Source organism: Pseudomonas sp. GM48, from assembly GCF_000282335.1.
Taxonomy (GTDB): Bacteria; Pseudomonadota; Gammaproteobacteria; order Pseudomonadales; family Pseudomonadaceae; genus Aquipseudomonas.
The window spans coordinates 1-17550 of sequence record NZ_AKJM01000147.1 but is presented as its reverse complement, the minus strand read 5'-3'; the positions used below and the strand labels follow the sequence as shown (position 1 = coordinate 17550).

Annotated in this window: 15 protein-coding genes and 1 tRNA gene; 10 read left to right on the top strand and 6 right to left on the bottom strand. The window is 60.2% G+C overall.

Features of this window, described 5'->3' with window-relative positions; translation table 11 throughout:
• Window positions 1–26: 26 nt before the first annotated feature.
• A complete protein-coding gene (locus PMI28_RS03105; RefSeq protein ID WP_007991709.1) occupies window positions 27–917 on the bottom strand; it encodes a LysR family transcriptional regulator in 891 nt (296 codons plus the stop codon).
• 131 nt (window positions 918–1048) lie between these two features.
• Here PMI28_RS03105 and PMI28_RS03110 point away from each other — a divergent pair, with 131 nt between their 5' ends.
• Together PMI28_RS03110 and PMI28_RS03115 are read left to right on the top strand one after the other, a co-directional pair.
• Window positions 1049–2716: a GMC family oxidoreductase gene (locus tag PMI28_RS03110; RefSeq protein WP_007991707.1), complete on the top strand. Its 1668-nt coding sequence runs from the start codon at window positions 1049–1051 to the stop codon at window positions 2714–2716.
• A gap of 134 nt (window positions 2717–2850) precedes the next feature.
• Window positions 2851–4473, top strand: coding sequence for an MFS transporter (locus PMI28_RS03115; RefSeq protein ID WP_007991705.1), 1623 nt, complete (start codon window positions 2851–2853; stop codon window positions 4471–4473).
• Between the two features lie 54 nt (window positions 4474–4527).
• Here the strand turns inward: PMI28_RS03115 and PMI28_RS03120 are convergent, their stop codons facing one another.
• A complete protein-coding gene (locus PMI28_RS03120; protein ID WP_007991704.1) occupies window positions 4528–4896 on the bottom strand; it encodes a DUF427 domain-containing protein in 369 nt (122 codons plus the stop codon).
• A gap of 289 nt (window positions 4897–5185) precedes the next feature.
• Here PMI28_RS03120 and PMI28_RS03125 point away from each other — a divergent pair, with 289 nt between their 5' ends.
• The 3 genes from PMI28_RS03125 (at window position 5186) to PMI28_RS03135 (ending at window position 8668) form a co-directional block, all read left to right on the top strand.
• The gene (locus tag PMI28_RS03125; protein ID WP_007991701.1) at window positions 5186–7132 is read left to right on the top strand and encodes a DNA topoisomerase III; all 1947 of its coding nucleotides are present in this window, start codon (window positions 5186–5188) and stop codon (window positions 7130–7132) included.
• Window positions 7133–7311: 179 nt separating this feature from the next.
• Window positions 7312–7806 carry a GNAT family N-acetyltransferase gene (locus PMI28_RS03130; RefSeq protein ID WP_007991699.1) on the top strand — a complete coding sequence of 165 codons (495 nt, stop codon included), beginning with the start codon at window positions 7312–7314 and terminating at the stop codon, window positions 7804–7806.
• Between the two features lie 532 nt (window positions 7807–8338).
• Window positions 8339–8668: a hypothetical protein gene (locus tag PMI28_RS03135; protein ID WP_033063592.1), complete on the top strand. Its 330-nt coding sequence runs from the start codon at window positions 8339–8341 to the stop codon at window positions 8666–8668.
• Window positions 8669–8859: 191 nt separating this feature from the next.
• Here the strand turns inward: PMI28_RS03135 and cynR are convergent, their stop codons facing one another.
• Window positions 8860–9741, bottom strand: coding sequence for a transcriptional regulator CynR (cynR, locus tag PMI28_RS03140; protein WP_007991696.1), 882 nt, complete (start codon window positions 9739–9741; stop codon window positions 8860–8862).
• A gap of 124 nt (window positions 9742–9865) precedes the next feature.
• Between cynR and cynS the strand changes: the two genes are divergently transcribed.
• Entirely contained in the window at window positions 9866–10333 is a 468-nt protein-coding gene (cynS, locus tag PMI28_RS03145; protein WP_007991694.1) for a cyanase, read from the top strand.
• 61 nt (window positions 10334–10394) lie between these two features.
• Entirely contained in the window at window positions 10395–11054 is a 660-nt protein-coding gene (locus PMI28_RS03150) for a carbonic anhydrase (RefSeq protein ID WP_007991692.1), read from the top strand.
• Between the two features lie 61 nt (window positions 11055–11115).
• Here PMI28_RS03150 and PMI28_RS03155 read toward each other — a convergent pair whose 3' ends face one another.
• The gene (locus PMI28_RS03155) at window positions 11116–12618 is read right to left on the bottom strand and encodes an aldehyde dehydrogenase family protein (RefSeq protein ID WP_033063589.1); all 1503 of its coding nucleotides are present in this window, start codon (window positions 12616–12618) and stop codon (window positions 11116–11118) included.
• A gap of 388 nt (window positions 12619–13006) precedes the next feature.
• Between PMI28_RS03155 and PMI28_RS03160 the strand changes: the two genes are divergently transcribed.
• Window positions 13007–13513, top strand: coding sequence for an HvfX family Cu-binding RiPP maturation protein (locus PMI28_RS03160; RefSeq protein ID WP_007991688.1), 507 nt, complete (start codon window positions 13007–13009; stop codon window positions 13511–13513).
• 233 nt (window positions 13514–13746) lie between these two features.
• Complete coding sequence (locus PMI28_RS03165; protein ID WP_007991686.1) at window positions 13747–14409, top strand: glutathione S-transferase family protein; 663 nt, start codon at window positions 13747–13749, stop codon at window positions 14407–14409.
• Window positions 14410–14505: 96 nt separating this feature from the next.
• On the opposite strand, the gene PMI28_RS03170 is transcribed toward PMI28_RS03165, so the two are convergent.
• Window positions 14506–14580, bottom strand: a tRNA-Gln gene (locus PMI28_RS03170).
• Window positions 14581–14900: 320 nt separating this feature from the next.
• Between PMI28_RS03170 and PMI28_RS03175 the strand changes: the two genes are divergently transcribed.
• Window positions 14901–15329 (top strand): hypothetical protein, encoded by a 429-nt coding sequence (locus PMI28_RS03175; RefSeq protein ID WP_033063591.1) that lies wholly within the window; start codon window positions 14901–14903, stop codon window positions 15327–15329.
• A 105-nt stretch (window positions 15330–15434) separates the two neighbouring features.
• Here PMI28_RS03175 and PMI28_RS03180 read toward each other — a convergent pair whose 3' ends face one another.
• Entirely contained in the window at window positions 15435–17423 is a 1989-nt protein-coding gene (locus PMI28_RS03180; protein WP_033063588.1) for a peptidase U32 family protein, read from the bottom strand.
• Window positions 17424–17550 lie beyond the last annotated feature (127 nt).

The following is a 17550-nucleotide window of genomic DNA, read 5'->3' as shown; positions in this document are numbered from 1 at the left end:
GCGGGCTTGCTCGCGAAGGCGCCAGTTCAGACACCGCCCAACAACAACCCCTGCTCCCGCTCACACATCTGCACCACGTAATCCCACAACACCCGCAGCCGCACGGATTTGTGCAACTCCCGGCGGGTGCTGATCCAGTAGCTGCGCTGGATGCTTTCGTCCGGCAGCAGCGGCACCAGGCCCGGGTCGGCACTGGCCATGTAGCACGGCAGCACGGCAATCCCCAGACCTGAGCGCGCAGCCTGCTGCTGGGCGATCACGCTGGTGCTGTGAAACACCACCTGCGGGTTGCGGCAGAAGCTGTTGAGAAACATCAGTTCCTGGCTGAACAGCAGGTCGTCGACATAGCCGATCCAGGCGTGGCGCCCCAGGTCTTCGCGGCTGTGCAGCGGCGGTGAGCGGTCGAGGTAGTCCTGGCTGGCGTAGAGCGCCAGGCGATAATCGGTGAGCTTGCGGGTGACCAGCATGTCGGCGGCCGGGCGTTCCAGGTGGATGCTGATTTCCGCCTCGCGGTTGAGGATGCTGACAAAACGCGGCACCGCCACCAGCTCCACTTCCAGCCCCGGGTAACGTTCGAACAAGCCGTTCATGCGACTTGCGAGGAACATGATGCCCAACCCTTCCGTCACCCCGACACGGATCTTGCCCAGCGGCGCGATGGATTGGGTGATTTCTTCCTGGGCCAGCAACGCAACGTTCTCCATCGTTTCGGCGTGTTTAAGCAACGCCTCGCCAGCCGGGGTCATCTCGTAACCCTGGGCATGCTGGACGAACAACGCCGTACCGAGGCTCTTTTCGATCGCCTCGATGTGCCGCGCCACGGTGGCATGGGTGGTGTTCAAGCGACGTGCAGCCGTGAGCAAACGCCCGCTGCGCTGCAATTCGAGAAAAAACCGCAAGTCATTCCAGTCGAACATGAATCGTCCTTGTTCTTTGCCGTTCGGGATGCTGTTTAAAAACGCACAGCGGCTGCGCAAAAACTAACATTCTTTTGACGAAAGCTAACAACTAGGATGACAGACAACAAGAACAACAAACGAGGTCAGGGATGCAGCCTTCCCTTGATGAATACGATTACATCGTGGTCGGGGCCGGGCCGGCGGGTTGCCTGCTGGCCAATCGATTGTCGGCCAGCCCGCAACATCGCGTGTTGCTGCTTGAAGCCGGCGGCCGCGACAACTATGCGTGGATTCACATTCCCGTGGGTTACCTGTTCTGCATCGGCAACCCGCGCACCGACTGGTGCTTCAAGACCGAGGCGCAACCGGGGCTGCAAGGTCGCGCCCTGAGCTACCCGCGCGGCAAGGTACTGGGCGGCTGCTCCTCCATCAACGGCATGATCTACATGCGCGGCCAGGCCGGTGACTACGACCGCTGGGCCGCCGATGGCAATCCTGGCTGGAGCTGGCAGGACGTGTTGCCACTGTTCAAGCAGAGTGAAAACCACTTTGCCGGCGCCGCCGAATTTCACGGCGCTGCGGGCGAATGGCGAGTCGAACGCCAGCGCCTGTCATGGCCGATTCTCGACGCCTTCCGCAGTGCTGCCGAACAAAGCGGCATCGCCAGCATCGATGACTTCAACCAGGGCGACAACGAAGGTTGCGGCTATTTCCAGGTCAATCAGAAGGCCGGCATCCGCTGGAACGCAGCCAAGGCGTTTCTCAAACCGATTCGCCAGCGTCCCAATCTAACCGTGCTGACCGGTGTCGAAGTCGACCGCGTGCTGCTGGAGAATGGCCGCGCCTCAGCAGTCAGTGCCCGTTGGCAAGGCCAGGCGAAAACCTTCAAGGCGCGCAAGGAGATTGTCCTCTGTGCCGGCTCGGTCGGTTCACCAAGCATCCTGCAACGCTCCGGCATCGGCCCGCGTCCGCTGCTGGAGCGACTGGGCATTGGCGTTGCTCATGAGCTTCCCGGTGTTGGCGGCAATTTGCAGGATCACCTGCAACTGCGGCTGATCTACAAACTGGAAAATGCCCGCACCCTGAACCAGATTGCCGGCAGCCTGTGGGGCAAGATGGGCATGGGCCTGCGCTACCTGTATGACCGCAGCGGCCCGCTGTCGATGGCGCCGAGTCAGCTTGGCGCGTTTGCCCGCTCTGGGCCGGAACAGACTTCAGCGAACCTTGAGTACCACGTGCAACCGCTGTCGCTGGAGCGCTTTGGCGAACCGCTGCATGCGTTCCCGGCGTTTACCGCATCGGTCTGCGACTTGCGTCCACAAAGCCGTGGCCGGGTGGAAATCCGCTCCGCCAATCCGCAAGAAGCGCCGCTGATCCAACCCAATTACCTGAGCCATCCGGAGGACTTGCGCATCGCCGCCGACGCCATCCGCCTGACCCGCCGCATCGTCGCCGCGCCGGCCCTGCGCGCCTTCAATCCAGTGGAGTACCTGCCCGGCGACAGCCTGCAAAGCGAAGAACAACTGCACGAAGCCGCCGCGCGCATCGGCACCACGATTTTCCATCCGGTGGGCACCTGCCGCATGGGCAATGACGCCGACGCCGTGGTCGATGCGCAACTCAAGGTCCATGGCATTCCCGGTTTGCGCATTGCCGATGCCTCGATCATGCCGCGCATCACCTCGGGCAACACCTGCTCACCGACGCTGATGATTGCCGAGAAGGCGGCACAGATGATCCTTAACTCCGCTGCAAACACATCACCTGTGGGAGCGGGCTTGCTCGCGAAGGCGTCGTGTCATTCAACAACAATGTGAATGATCCACCGCTTTCGCGAGCAAGCCCGCTCCCACAAGGATTGCATTAGATTCACGGACATCGAGCATCACCCCTGCAAGGAACACGCAACACCAGTGGAACAACAAAAACAATCACTGAGAGGGATACCGGTATGTCAGAACACGTTCAGTCCCTGGAAGCCGTGCGCAGCGCGGGCACCAGTCAGGAAACCCAGAAAGTCATCTTCGCCTCGTCCCTCGGGACGGTCTTCGAGTGGTACGACTTTTTCCTCTATGGCGCCCTCGCGGCGGTGATCAGCAAGCAGTTTTTCGCCGGGGTCAACGACACCACGGCGTTCATCTTTGCGCTGATGGCCTTCGCCGCCGGCTTCATCGTCCGGCCGTTCGGCGCGCTGGTGTTCGGGCGTTTGGGGGACATGATCGGACGCAAATACACCTTCCTCGCCACCATCATCCTCATGGGCCTGGCGACCTTCTGTGTCGGGCTGCTGCCGACCTACGCCAGCATCGGCATCGCCGCGCCGATCATCCTGGTGGTGCTGCGCATGCTCCAGGGCCTGGCCCTGGGCGGTGAATACGGCGGTGCCGCGACCTATGTCGCCGAACACGCGCCCATCGGCAAGCGCGGCTTCCACACCAGCTGGATTCAATCCACCGCGACCCTTGGCCTGTTGCTGTCGCTGCTGGTGGTGCTGGGCTGCCGTTACTTCACCGGCGATCAGTTCGAAGTCTGGGGCTGGCGCATTCCGTTCCTGTTTTCCATCGTGCTGCTGGGCATCTCCACCTGGATTCGCCTGAGCCTGCACGAGTCGCCGGCCTTCGTGAAAATGAAAGAGGAAGGCAAGCTGTGCAAACAGCCGATTCGCGACTCCTTCGGCAAATGGGAAAACCTCAAAGTGGTGTTGATCGCGCTGTTCAGCATCAATGCCGGGCAAGCGGTGACCTTCTACGCCGCGCAATTCTATGTGCTGTTCTTCCTCACCCAGTTCCTGAAAATGGACCCGGCCGTGGCCAACGGTCTGCTGATTGTCAGCGTGACCATTGGCGCCCCTTTCTTCATTTTCTTTGGCTGGCTGTCGGACAAGGTCGGGCGTAAACCGGTGTTGATGATCGGCCTGCTGCTGGCCACCGCGCTGTACTTCCCGATCTTCAAGACCCTGGCCCACTACGCCAACCCGGCCATCGACCTGGCCAGCCGCCAGGCACCGATCACCGTGATGGCCGACCCGGCCACTTGCACTTTCCAGTTCGACCCGGTGGGCAAGGCGAAATTCGACAGCCCGTGCGACAAGGTCAAGACCTTCCTGGTCAAGCAGGGCCTGCCGTACCAGAGCGCAGCGGCCCCGGCCGGCAGTGGCGTGCAGGTGAGCGTCGGTGACGTGAAGATCGATGGTTTCGACGAAGCCGCCTTGCGCGGTGCCGTGACTCTCGCCGGTTACCCGCAACAGGCGGACATGCAGCAGATCAACAAACCGATGATCGTGGCACTGATTGTCGCGCTGATCATCATCTCGGCCATGTGTTACGGCCCGCTGGCGGCGTTGATGGTCGAACTGTTCCCGACCCGCATCCGCTATACCTCGATGTCCCTGCCCTACCACATCGGCAACGGCTGGTTCGGCGGCTTCCTGCCAACGGTGTCGTTCGCCCTGGTGGTGTACACCGGGGACATCTTCTACGGGTTGTGGTATCCGGTGGTGATTACCGGGGTGAGCCTGGTGGTGGGGATGCTGTGCTTGCGTGAGACCCGAAACGTCGATCTCGACAAAAACTGAGGCCGTGCCTGGCGACGAGGGAGCTGGCTCCCTCGTCGCGTCGATCAACCCCGATCAAACTTCGGCATCGAGCAGTTCAAACTTCACTTGATCCGGATAGAACGCCACGTACCCACGAATTTGTTCGACAGACACTTTGGGGTTCTCGTAACTCCACACCGCATTGACGCCTTCATGCCCCGGCACCTGCAAACTGAAATAACTGGCATCGCCCTTGTACGGGCAATAGCTGGTGTGGTCGGTGCGTGCGAAATATTTCTCGTCGATATCCTCTCGCGGCACGTAGTACACCGGCGGGTAATTGGCCTCCAGCAACACCAGGGCCCGCGCCGAGGCGGCCACCTGAATACCGTGAAACTTCACCAGTAGACAGCCAGGCTGCTCGGCGATGGTGATGACAGGGCTAGGACCGGAGCTTTTCATGGAATACGTTCCTCATGACGGTGATGGACCTGCAAATCGATTGTGGGAGCGTGGCTTGCCCGCGATGGGCTGCGCAGCAGCCCCAAAACCTGAGACCATGGTTTATCAGGTATAACCCAAGTTTCAGCCTCGCGACTGCTTCGCAGCCGAACGGGGCCAAGCCGGTGTCTGCCGGCGCAAGCCTCCGCCGCGACACACAAAGCTGTACATCCATACAGATAAAGATTGCTCCATCGCCCATCACCCGCCATTCTGTGCATCTCTCGCACATTGATCGACGATGGTGGTTATGCGGCTGTACCTCTGTGAAAAACCTTCCCAGGCCAAAGACATTGCAGCCGTACTCGGCGCCAGACGCCGGGGCGATGGCTGTTGGCTGGGAACAGACGTCACGGTGACCTGGTGCATCGGCCATCTGCTGGAAACCGCACCACCGGATGCCTACGACGCGCGCTACAAGCGCTGGGTGCTGGCAGACCTGCCGATCATTCCCGAAAAGTGGAAAATGACCGTCAAACCGCGCACCGCCAGCCAGTACAAAGCGGTCAAGCGCCTGCTCGGCGAAGCCAGCGAACTGATCATTGCCACGGACGCCGACCGTGAAGGCGAGATGATCGCCCGGGAGCTGGTGGAGCATTGCCGCTATCGCGGGCCGATCCGCCGGCTCTGGTTGTCGGCGCTGGACGATGCGTCAATCCGCAAGGCCCTGGCGGCACTCAAACCGGGGAATGAAACCTTCAGCCTCTATCACTCGGCGCTGGGTCGCTCCCGGGCCGACTGGCTGATCGGCATGAACATGAGTCGGCTGTTCACCTTGCTGGGGCGCCAGTCTGGCTATCAAGGCGTGTTGCCGGTCGGCCGGGTGCAAACGCCGACCTTGCGCCTGGTGGTGGATCGCGATCGCAGCATCGCCGACTTTGTGCCCGTCCCCTATTGGGCCATCGATGTGCAACTGCTGCACAACGGCACCGCGTTCACGGCGCAATGGCGCGCGGCATCCGACGTTTGCGACGATCAGGACCGTTGCCTGAATCAGGCGCTGGCACAACAAGCGGCGGCCGCCATGAGCGCCGCGGCCAGTGCGCGAGTGATCAAACTGCGCACCGAGCGGATGCGCGAAGTGGCCCCGCTGCCGTTCGATCTGGGCACCCTGCAGGAGGTCTGTTCAAAGAAACTCGGCCTCGGCGCCCAGGAAACCCTCGACATCGCCCAGGCGCTGTACGAAACCCACAAAGTCATTACCTATCCGCGCAGTGATTGCGGCTACTTGCCCCTCAGTCAGCACAGCGAGGCGCCGAGTATTCTGGCGGCGCTGCGCCAGGCCGATCCGGCGTTGAACGCCTTGCACGATCACCTTGATCCACAACGGCGTTCGCGGGCCTGGAATGATGCCAAGGTCAGTGCGCACCACGGCATCATCCCCACGGCTGCCGCGAAGAATCTCGACCGACTGGCGGGCAAACAGCGTGCGGTCTACACCCTGATCCGCGCGCGATACCTGGCGCAGTTCCTGCCCAATCACGAATACGACCGCACCCAGGCCGACTTCGATTGCGCAGGCCTTGCCCTGCGCGCTGTCGGCAAGCAGATCATCGAGCCGGGCTGGAAACGCGCCCTGCCCGAGGCACTGGCACCGACCAAGGGCCGCGAAGCCCCGGCACCGCAGACACTGCCGAACCTGGCCGAAGGCATCGACTGCGCAGTGGCGGGTGTGCAACTCAAGGACCTCTGGACCCAACCGCCGAAGCCGTTCACTGAAGGTGACCTGATCAAGGCCATGAAGAATGTCGCCAAACTGGTGGAAGACCCTCTGCTCAAGCAAAAGCTCAAGGACACCACTGGCATCGGCACCGAAGCGACCCGTGCGTCGATCATCCAGGGCCTGCTCGACCGTGGTTATCTGGTCAAGAACGGCAAGGCCCTGGCCGCCACGCCGGCTGCGTTCAGCCTGATCGACGCCGTGCCACGGGCCATCGCCGATCCGGGCACGACGGCGATCTGGGAACAGGCCCTGGACATGGTGCAAAGCGGGGAAATGAGTCTGGAAGAGTTCGTCACCAAACAGGCGGCGTGGATGAGCAAGCAGGTCAGTCGTTGCGCCGGACTGAGCCTGAGCATCAGCGGTCCACCGCCCAGCGGATCTGCCGCAGCCCCCTGGAAGAAAAAGCGCAAAGGCGCTCCGCGCAAACCAGCGAGTGGCACCAGGCGCAGGTCAAAACCGGCCAGCAACTCTTAAAGCCAACACCGAACCCTGTGGTGAGGGAGCTTGCTCCCGTTGGACTGCGCAGCAGTCCCTGTTTGTGGTTTTTGGGGCCGCTTTGCGACCCAACGGGAGCAAGCTCCCTCGCCACAGATCACTTGTCACCGTCCATAATGAACGGTGTCCCCGCCTCGGCATATCGGGAGCCACTTCAAATGACTTCGATAGAACTGCACGCCGCCCAACGCGATGAACTGGAAACCATCGAGAACCTGATGCAGTTCTACACCTATGACTTCAGCGAATGGATGCCGCTGAAACTGGACGAATACGGATTCTTCAACATCCTGCCCATGCCCGACTACTGGCGAAACCCGGCCACCCGACCTTTCCTGATCAAAGTCGACGGGGAACTGGCCGGTTTTGTGACCGTGGATAACCAGACCCAACTACCCGGTGCCGACTACAACATCGGCTATCTGTTTGTCAGCCGACGCTTCCGTGGCCGGGGTGTCGCGCGATTTGTCGTTTCCACCCTCTTGAGCCAATTCCCCGGTCAATGGCAGATTTTCCACATCGAGGCGAATCAGCCGGCACGGCTGTTCTGGGCCGCCGTGATGCCAGGGCTCAACACAGGCGGGTTCACCTTGCATCAGCAGGTGGTTGACCGTCATCCCTGCACTTTTTACCGCTTTCAGTGTCCGCCTTAGTCGCCCTGACCGACACCTCCTCGACCCCGCTCGCTAATTCCGAACAGCATTGTCCGACAATATGTAGTGACTGAAAATAATCACTACAAAACCGTTGACGCCTCCGTTTTGCCCTTGCATGATGCAGACGTCTCCCCGATCGGGAGTACAGGCAACACGTTTGAGCAAGCTCGTCTGACCGCCGAGCTGTTTTTCCCGGATACACGCTGCCCACAAGGCAGATTGAAGAAGCTGACCTGGCCTGAACGTCCAGTACAAGGGCGAGAAGTCTTGGCGAGCAATCCTCATGAAGCTTGTGGCCGACCCTGAAAATGTCGGCAGTGGCCTTAAGGTTTTCGCCGCTTCTCTTCGTTGTGACGCTATTGCGTAGCAGTTATTCAACACGACTACATGCAACAGACGCAGGACCCCGCCCAATAAGGCGGTCGAACGCTGACGTCCTGGTTTCGGTGCCAGGGATCAACTAACCGATGGGCTACCTGTATTAGCGAATCAACTTTGAAAGATCACCAATTGGTCAAGGGGCTTTATGATGAATCTGAACAATCAACCAACTATCGATGAACTGGCTCGTATGTTCGCTGCAAAGAAAGACAGCCACGACAGCCACATTCTCTGGATCAGCAAGTCTGGCCAGGTACATATCGACTGCCTGTCGCCTCATGCCCATGAAGCAGAGTTCGACCAGAACAACCAGAACCTGCTTGCCCGACTGAAGATGTACCGTCGCGGCCAGGGCTATGTCGGCAAGAAAGCCGCAGCCGACAAGGACTTCATCGGTAATGTTCTGCAAACCCTGAAACAGGCCTGGGCCTCGATGCAGAACCAGAATGAAGTTCGGGTGATTGACCGGTTCTACTAATTGAATGAGTCATCACTGACTATTAATAAACAGGGCCTGCTCCCAATAAGGAGCAGGCCTTTTTTATGCCCGTACAAAGATCAAATGTGGGAGCGGGCTTGCTCGCGAAGGCGGTGTATCAGTCAATACTTATGTTGAATGACACGCCGCCTTCGCGAGCAAGCCCGCTCCCACAGGGGGTTTTGTAGTGGTTATGAAAAATCGGTCCCCAACACCAGATCCACAAATGCCAGTGACGCCGCACTGTGATAGTTGTTCTTGCGCCGAAGCAACGCGGCCCCGCGTTCAGGCGCTGCCCCGAACATGGACAGTTTGCGCAATGCCCGATCCTGAGTGGCGATGGGTTCCGGCAGGATGGTGGCGATGGCGCAATGACGGATGACTTCCAGCAGCGTGTTAACCGAGTTCACTTCAATCACCACTTTGGGCGTGATGCGCGCCTCAGCGAAAAACTCATCGATGCATGTGCGGGTGATGTAGTCCGGGGTCAGTAGGGCAAATTCAAGTTCGGCCACCTCTTCCCCGGACAGCGCATCCTGGCTTTCGTACAACGGATGTTCGCGCCCAACCATCAACCCCAGGGTTTCGGTGAAGGCCGGGATCGATTCGATGTCGGCGCTTCTCACCTGATCAAACGCAATCGCGACATCCAGCGAATCATCCGCCAGCCCGGCCTCGATTTCGTCCATCGACAACTCGAAAATCTCCAGATGGATGTTCGGGTAGCGCACTACATAGTCGCGTACCAGCGGCCCTACCAGATAGGCCATGAAGGTCGGCGTCATGGCCAGGCGCAAGGTCCCGCGGGACAAATCCTTCACGTCATGCAACGCACGCCTGCCCGCTTCCAGCTCCACCAATACCCGCCGCGCACATTCAATGTAAGCCTCTCCGGCATCGGTGGGCTTGACCGTGCGCGAGGAGCGGTCGAACAGGCTCACGCCCAGGGACTCTTCCAGTTGCCGGATCTGCTGCGACAAAGTCGGCTGGGACACGTGCAGCACTTCGGCGGCGCGCGTGAAACCACCGTGGTCGGCGACCGCCAGCAGATAACGCAAATGGCGTAGCAACATGGGACTCTCCATCTATAGGCAGTGCTTATGGCTTGCATTGTATATCGGTCTTGGACGCTATGGGTCGATCGGCAGAAGATGGCCTCACACCCAAGCAACACCCCCGTCCGATAGGAGAATCACCATGCAACAGTCCCATGCCTACAACGACCCAAGCCTGGCCCTGACCACTGCTGTCCTTGATGCCAAGGCGCGCAAAAACCTGTCGTGGCAGGACCTGGCCGACGGCACCGGATTGAGCCTGGCCTACGTCACCGCTGCCCTGCTCGGTCAACATCCACTGCCGGAAACCGCCGCCAAAGTGGTAGGCGACAAACTCGAACTGGACGCCGACGCCGTGGCCCGGCTACAGATCATCCCGCTGCGCGGCAGCCTCTCGGGTGTGCCGACCGACCCGACCATCTACCGCTTCTACGAAATGATCCAGATCTACGGCACCACCCTCAAAGCCCTGGTTCATGAGCAGTTCGGCGACGGCATCATCAGCGCGATCAACTTCAAGCTCGACATGAAGAAAGTCGAAGATCCGGAAGGCGGCTCCCGCGCAGTCATCACACTCGACGGCAAGTTCCTGCCGCTGCGCCCTTTCTAAGTTGATACCGGCCCGCACTATCGGTGCGGGCCAAACCCTACTCACCCATGAGGAAGCGATCATGAAAGCGCTCATCGACGGTTTTTTGAAGTTCCAGAAAGAAGCCTTTCCACAACGCACCGACCTGTTCAAACACCTGGCCACCACCCAACATCCAGGCACGCTGTTCATCACCTGTTCCGACAGCCGTGTAGTGCCGGAACTGCTGACCCAACAAGAGCCCGGTGAGCTGTTCGTGATCCGCAACGCCGGCAACATCGTGCCGTCCTACAGCCCGCATCCGGGTGGTGTATCGGCCACTGTCGAATATGCCGTCGCTGTACTCGGCGTCACCGATATCGTGATCTGCGGCCATTCGGATTGCGGCGCCATGACAGCGGTGGCCAAGTGCACCTGCATGGATCACCTGCCCGCCGTCAGCGGCTGGCTGCAACACGCCGAATCGGCGAAAGTGATCAACGAAGGCCGGCCACACGCCAGCGAAGCGGCCAAGGTCATTTCGATGGTTCGGGAGAATGTCATCGCCCAACTGGCCAACATCCAGACGCACCCGAGTGTGCGACTGGCCCAGGAAAAAGGCCTGTTGAACCTGCATGGCTGGGTGTACGACATCGAGACCGGCTCGATCGATGCGCTGGATGCCGACAGCCGAAGCTTTGTGTCGCTGGTCGAGCATCCGGGCACTTGTGCCGTATCGGCCAAGGCGATCAAAGCCGCTTGATCAGACCCGCCAATCGTTCAAAAAAGTGACCGCCCTTGCAGCGGTCACCGGTTCCGCCATCTCAGCGTTTGACGCCCAGATCGACCTGGGTCATGCGGCTACGAATGGTGAACACGCCATCCCCCGAGAGAATCGCACTGCGAGCGAACAGGCGCCCGCTCTCCCAGTTCGAGAGACCCAGTTCCGGCTTGTTCAACGCGTACTGGCCGTCGACCCAACGGGTAATGCCATTGCCGACAAAAGGCGCGTTGACCGCGTTGTAGAAGCGCTCCTGAGCCTCGGCACTTTCACTGATCAATGACACGGTGAATTGCGGGCTGTAGCGATTGAACAAGGCAATGGCACTGTCCAGGTCATCGACGATTTTCAGGCTGACTTCCGGGGTTTCTTCCCACTCCCATTCGCGGCCCAATTGATCTTCCGGCAACGGCTCGGCCTGCGCTTCGGTCTGATAGCCTTCGGCGCGATACACCTCGACTGTTGCAGCCAGCCAGTCTTGCGGCAGGTGCGACTCGCTGCCTTCGACGATGTGCAACTTGCAACCCTGCCCCCTTGCGGTACCGGCCTGCTTGAGCGCGTCGAGGAACAGCGGCACCAGTTCGGCGGCGCGGTCGCGATGAATCAGGCAGACGTTCAGGGTGTTGCAGACTTTGCGGTCCAGGGAGTTGCGCACCACGGCGGCAAAGCGCCGGGCATCGGCATCGGCGTTGGCGATCAGCCACGCACCACCGGTGCCATGCAGGCTGACCGCCGTGCCGGCCTGCTGCGCGATGCTACCCAGTTGACTGACGGCGCGCCCCGAACCACGGGCCACCGCCAATGACAGGCGCCGGTCAGCGAACATCGCCCAACCGGCGGCGTGGTTGACGCTTTCCACCAGCGACACCGCACCGGCAGGCAATCCGGCATCGTTCAGTGCGGGATTCAACGCATGGGCAACAATTGCCTGGGCGGTGCCCAACGCATCACTGCCAATGCGCAGTACCGCGGTGTTACCAGTGCGCAACACGCCGGCAGCATCGGCAAACACATTCGGCCGGCCTTCGAAGACGAAAGCGACGATGCCCAATGGCGAGACCACTTGCTCGACCTTCCAGCCATCGTGCTCGACGCAGCTGATCACCTTGCCACGGCTGGCCGCTGCATCACGCCACGCGCGCAGGCCGGCGATCATGTCGCGACGCATGCGCTCATCGGCCAGCAACCGGGTGGTCGAGCGACCGCGCGCCTTGGCCCGTTCGATGTCGGCCAGGTTGGCGGCTTCGATCAAGGCCCAGCACTCCGGGGTTTCCAGGCGTTGGGCAAACAGGTCGAAGAAGGCGCTGATCGCTTGGTCAGACACCGCCGACAGCGCAGTAAATGCCGCTTGGGCACGCTCGATCGCAACGTTGGCCGCTTGCTGGTCCGCCACGGGGATCAACAACAACTCGCCGCTGACCTGCTCCACCAGCAGGTGGTCACCGGGCTGGAAGCGTTCCGCCAGTTCGGGGCTGACAACAGTGACACGATTACCGGCGAAAGGGATTGGCGTGCCAGCGACTAGACGTTCGAGCGCAAGAGACATGAAGCGGTTACACCATGCAGAGGGCGGCCGGAAAATGTATAGCAATTTCTCCGGAGCGTCACGTTTCACACCGGTGATCCCCTGTGGGAGCGGGCTTGCTCGCGAAAGCGGTGTGTCAGCCAGACTGATGTTGCCTGACACACCGCTTTCGCGAGCAAGCCCGCTCCCACCCTGGTTGTGCATTGGATGAAAACGCTCACGGTTACGTATCTCAGTGTATACAGCCCCGCCCCTGACACACGCCGCACTCAAAACCCCGCCACAACGACACACCGCAGATACACCCCATTGCTGAAATACGCCTGTCGATTGGCCAAGCCGATCAAAGCGCTCAACCCGCGGGGCATGCCGTTGCCCCGTTTCCCTGACCTGAGAGAGAACAACGCCCATGAGCACCTTCATTTCTTCGGCCGTCAAAGGCCTGCACCTGAACCTCGACCGTGCCGGCGACTGGGTTGCGCCTCTGGCGTTGCGAGTATTCCTGGCCTGGGAATTCTTCGAGTCCGGCCTGGAAAAATTCAACGGCCAGAACTGGTTCGTCGATATCCAGGAGCGTTTTCCGTTTCCGTTCGACCACGTTTCAGCGACGCTGAACTGGGAACTGTCGATGTGGGCCGAACTGATCTTCGCCATGACCTTGCTGGTGGGCCTGGGCACACGTTTTTCGGCGTTGAGCCTGATGGTGGTGACCCTCGTTGCAACCGCCGCCGTCCATTGGCCCGCCGACTGGCACACCCTGAGTGAACTTGCCCGAGGCTATGCCATCAGCAACAAGGGTTACGGCAACTTCAAGCTGCCTTTGATCTACCTTGTGGCCCTCACACCGCTGCTGCTGTCCGGTGGTGGCAAGCTCAGCATCGATGCGCTGTTGGCACGTTTCTGCTGGCGTCGCTGAAACGAAATCTGCAACGCGGACAAACAAAGGGGACTTGCGTGAAGTCCCCGGTTTTTTTTGCCTGAAACTAACGAATCACTTCCTCCAGCCCGGCCTCTCTGGCCAGTTTCGGATGCGCACTGCGTTAACGGCCACACGCTCGCGTCAACGAGAGCACCAGGATGGAGCTCCTCGCGCATTGGCGGATGGCGACCGATAATGAAGGGGTTTGCATCTCACCGAGGAATTGAAGGATGCCACTGACTCTTTATTTCCATCCGCTCTCGTCGTTCTGCCACAAAGCGCTGATCGCCCTTTATGAACTGGGAATCGAGTTTGAAAAAAGGATCATCGACCTGGGCAATGATGCTGACCGCGCCGAGCTTCAAGCGCTGTGGCCAGTCGGCAAGTTTCCGGTGCTTCGCGATCACGCCCGCCAAAAGGATGTGCCGGAGTCGAGTGTGATCATTGAGTACCTGGACCGACTTCATGCCGGCCAGACGCACCTGATTCCGGAAGATTGGGAAACCGCGCTGGAAGTACGCCTGTGGGACCGTTTTTTCGACCTTCACGTCCAGGTGCCCATGCAGAAGATCGTCAGTGACCGCCTGAACGCCGCCAATGGCGACCTGTCTCGCGAACGCGCCGCATTGTTGACGGCGTACGGCATGCTTGAACGCCAGTTGGCCGCAAACACCTGGGCAGCCAGCCCGACGTTCAGCATGGCCGATTGCGCCGCCGCCCCGGCACTGTTCTATGCCAGCACCCTCGTGCCGTTTCCCGACGATCATCGCCACTTGTGCGCTTATTTCGACAGGTTGACCCAAAGGCCTTCGGTCGAGCGGGTCATCGACGAGGCAAGGCCCTATTTTTCCTGGTATCCGTTTGCCGAGGCCATTCCAGAACAGTTTCGGTAGTGGCACCAGCGCGATAGAGGAACGGGAGGCAAAAACAGCAAAATCCGGCGAATAATAAGGGCCGATAGAGTGTTATCTAATTACGTAGGAAGAAAATGGCAGGGGCGGCTGGATTCGAACCAACGCATGGCAGGATCAAAACCTGCTGCCTTACCGCTTGGCGACGCCCCTGTATATGTTGCGATGAGTGCGTGGCACTCACTTTGTTGGTGGCAACAGGACCTGTTGCCGGCTTGCGCGATAGGCGCCGTAAGGGCCTGTGCAAGAGTGGGCGGCAATTTACCAACTTTTGCCTCGTCTGGGAAGCCCCAACTAAACAATTTGTTTTTTTAAAACAAATGCTTAGTGTTGAACCGAATCTCGGCGAGTTGTCGGCACACGCTCAGCCGGATCAGGTCTGCTACGCTTTTCTTTCTCGAATGGAATCGGGAAGCGTTTGCGCAACACCTTTCCCTTGCCATTTGAGGGCGCCAAATGTGAAAGGCAAATTTTTGGCTACCGCTGCAACCCTCTTGGTAGTCGGGACCGCGATTTATGGGTTGAACGCTTGGGAACACATCCAGGACCAGCGCCGGGAAGCGGTCTGCAGGGCCGCCCGGGAGCATCTCAATGGCCTGGAAACCCAGGCGCGAGCCTTGGCCTCCGGGTTGACGGTCGAAGCCTATGCCGAAGCTGAAAAAGCCGAGGCCGGCCAATTGGTCCAGGCGCTCGATACCGCCAAAAACGAAGCCGAGGTCGATGCCGTCATCGACAAGCACGCCGCTGCCATTGAAGCGCAGATAACCGCCGAGAACGCAGAGGTCCAGTCCCGAGGCGATCAACCCTTCCTCGGCCAGGAGCTGAAAAAGCAACGCATCCCCACCGACGTCAAACAGGAATTCAAACGAGCTGAAAAAGCCGTCGCCGACACCTGTGGATAGTGTCGACCGCCAACTCCGGATTTGTCGCCAGCGTCCAGACTTCAGCAAAAGCAGGTTTCAAGCTGAAACAGGTGAGCGCGCCGTTGCGGCGCACTCACTGGTCACTCAGTGCGGCGCGCGCGGGATGGTCTTGAGCAGGTCTTCGGGGCTGATGTGACCGACCACGCTGCCCGGCTGCGGCAGGTTGAGGATGTGGCCCTTCATCTTGCCGATGATGTGCATTTCGCATGGCTTGCAATCGAACTTCAGCGTCAGCACTTCATCGCCGTGAATCAACTGCATCGGCGCGACCTTGGTGCGCACGCCGGTCACACCCTTGGCCTGTTTCGGGCACAGGTTGAAGGAGAAACGCAGGCAGTGCTTGGTGATCATCACCGGCACTTCGCCGGCTTCCTCGTGGGCCTCGTAAGCCGCGTCGATCAGCTTGACGCCATGGCGGTGATAGAAGTCGCGTGCCTTCTGGTTGTAGACGTTGGCCAGGAACGACAGGTGCGACTCCGGGTATACCGGCGGCGGTGTCGTCTCGGCCTTGCGGCTACCACGCGGGTGGGCGGCGATTCGCGCTTCGGTCAAGGCTTCAATCACTTCACGGCGCAAGGCCTTGAGTTGCGAGTTCGGGATGAAGTAGGCCTGCGGCGCATCCAGCTTGATGTCGATGGCGTGGTACTGGGTGGTACCCAGTTGGCCGAGCAGATCCTGCAATTGCTCCAGCGCCTGTTCCGGCTTGTTGGCGGCGCCGAACGGACCAGCCAGAGTGACGCTGGCGTTGATGCCTTCTTCGCTGGTAGCGGTCAATTCAAGCTGATTTTCACGCAGGCGAGCGACCCAGCGCAGGGCCACGCGACGCTCGGCAGAGGTCTTTTGCAGCGCCTGTTGCCAGTTGTGATCGAGATTACGATTCAGCGGATGGTTGGGGCGCAGTTTGTACATCCCCTCCGGCATCTCATTGGGCTCGACGCGATAGCGATAACGCTTCTCGCCGTCCTCCTCGAATTCGCCTTTCGGCTCGGCGATGTTGGCGCGGAAACCCACCACTTCACGCTTGACCAGCACGTTGAGGCCGTCGCCGTTGGACAGTGGCTCGTGAGTCACGACCTGCATGTCGCGCTTGGCGACTTTCTCGACGACACCCACCGGCAAACCGGTGAAGGTCGGCGAATCAAAGGCGCCGATATCGATCTTGCGGTCCGTGACGAAGTAATCGGTGCTGCCACGGTGGAAGGTCTTTTCCGGGTCGGGCAGGAAGAAGTGCGCGGTACGGCCGCTGGAGGCACGGGCCAGGTCCGGACGGTCTTCGAGCACGGCGTCGAGGCGCTGGCGGTAGTAGGCGGTGATGTTCTTCACATAGCCCATGTCCTTGTAGCGGCCCTCGATCTTGAACGATCGCACGCCAGCCTCGACCAGGGCGCGGATGTTGGCGCTCTGGTTGTTGTCCTTCATCGACAGCAAGTGCTTTTCGTAAGCAATCACGCCACCCTTTTCGTCTTTGAGGGTGTACGGCAGACGGCAGGCCTGGGAGCAATCGCCACGGTTGGCGCTGCGCCCGGTTTGCGCGTGGGAAATGTTGCACTGGCCGGAAAACGCCACGCACAGCGCGCCATGGATAAAGAACTCGATGGCCGCGTCGGTTTCGTTGGCGATGGCGCGGATCTCTTGGAGATTCAGCTCACGGGCCAGCACCAGTTGCGAAAAACCGGCCTGATCGAGGAACTTGGCCCGCTCCAGGGTGCGAATGTCAGTCTGGGTACTGGCGTGCAATTCGATCGGCGGAATGTCCAGCTCCATCACACCCAGGTCCTGGACGATCAGCGCATCGACGCCGGCATCGTACAACTGGTGGATCAGCTTGCGCGCCGGCTCCAGTTCGTTGTCGTGCAGGATGGTATTGATGGTGGTGAAGATCCGCGCGTGATAACGACGGGCGAATTCCACCAGTTCGGCAATCTCGCTCACCTCGTTGCAGGCGTTGTGGCGGGCGCCGAAGCTCGGGCCACCGATGTACACGGCATCGGCACCATGCAGGATAGCCTCACGGGCGATGGTCACGTCGCGGGCGGGGCTGAGCAATTCCAGGTGATGTTTGGGCAAAGACATAATTTTTTTAGTCAGGCTTGTCACGGTCGAGGCGTGCATTGTAGCGGCGAAACGCCTGAGCGGCACCCGTGTGCTGCCCGATGGTGTTTCGGGTAGACCTGACCTGCCTCACCCACTGTGGGAGCGG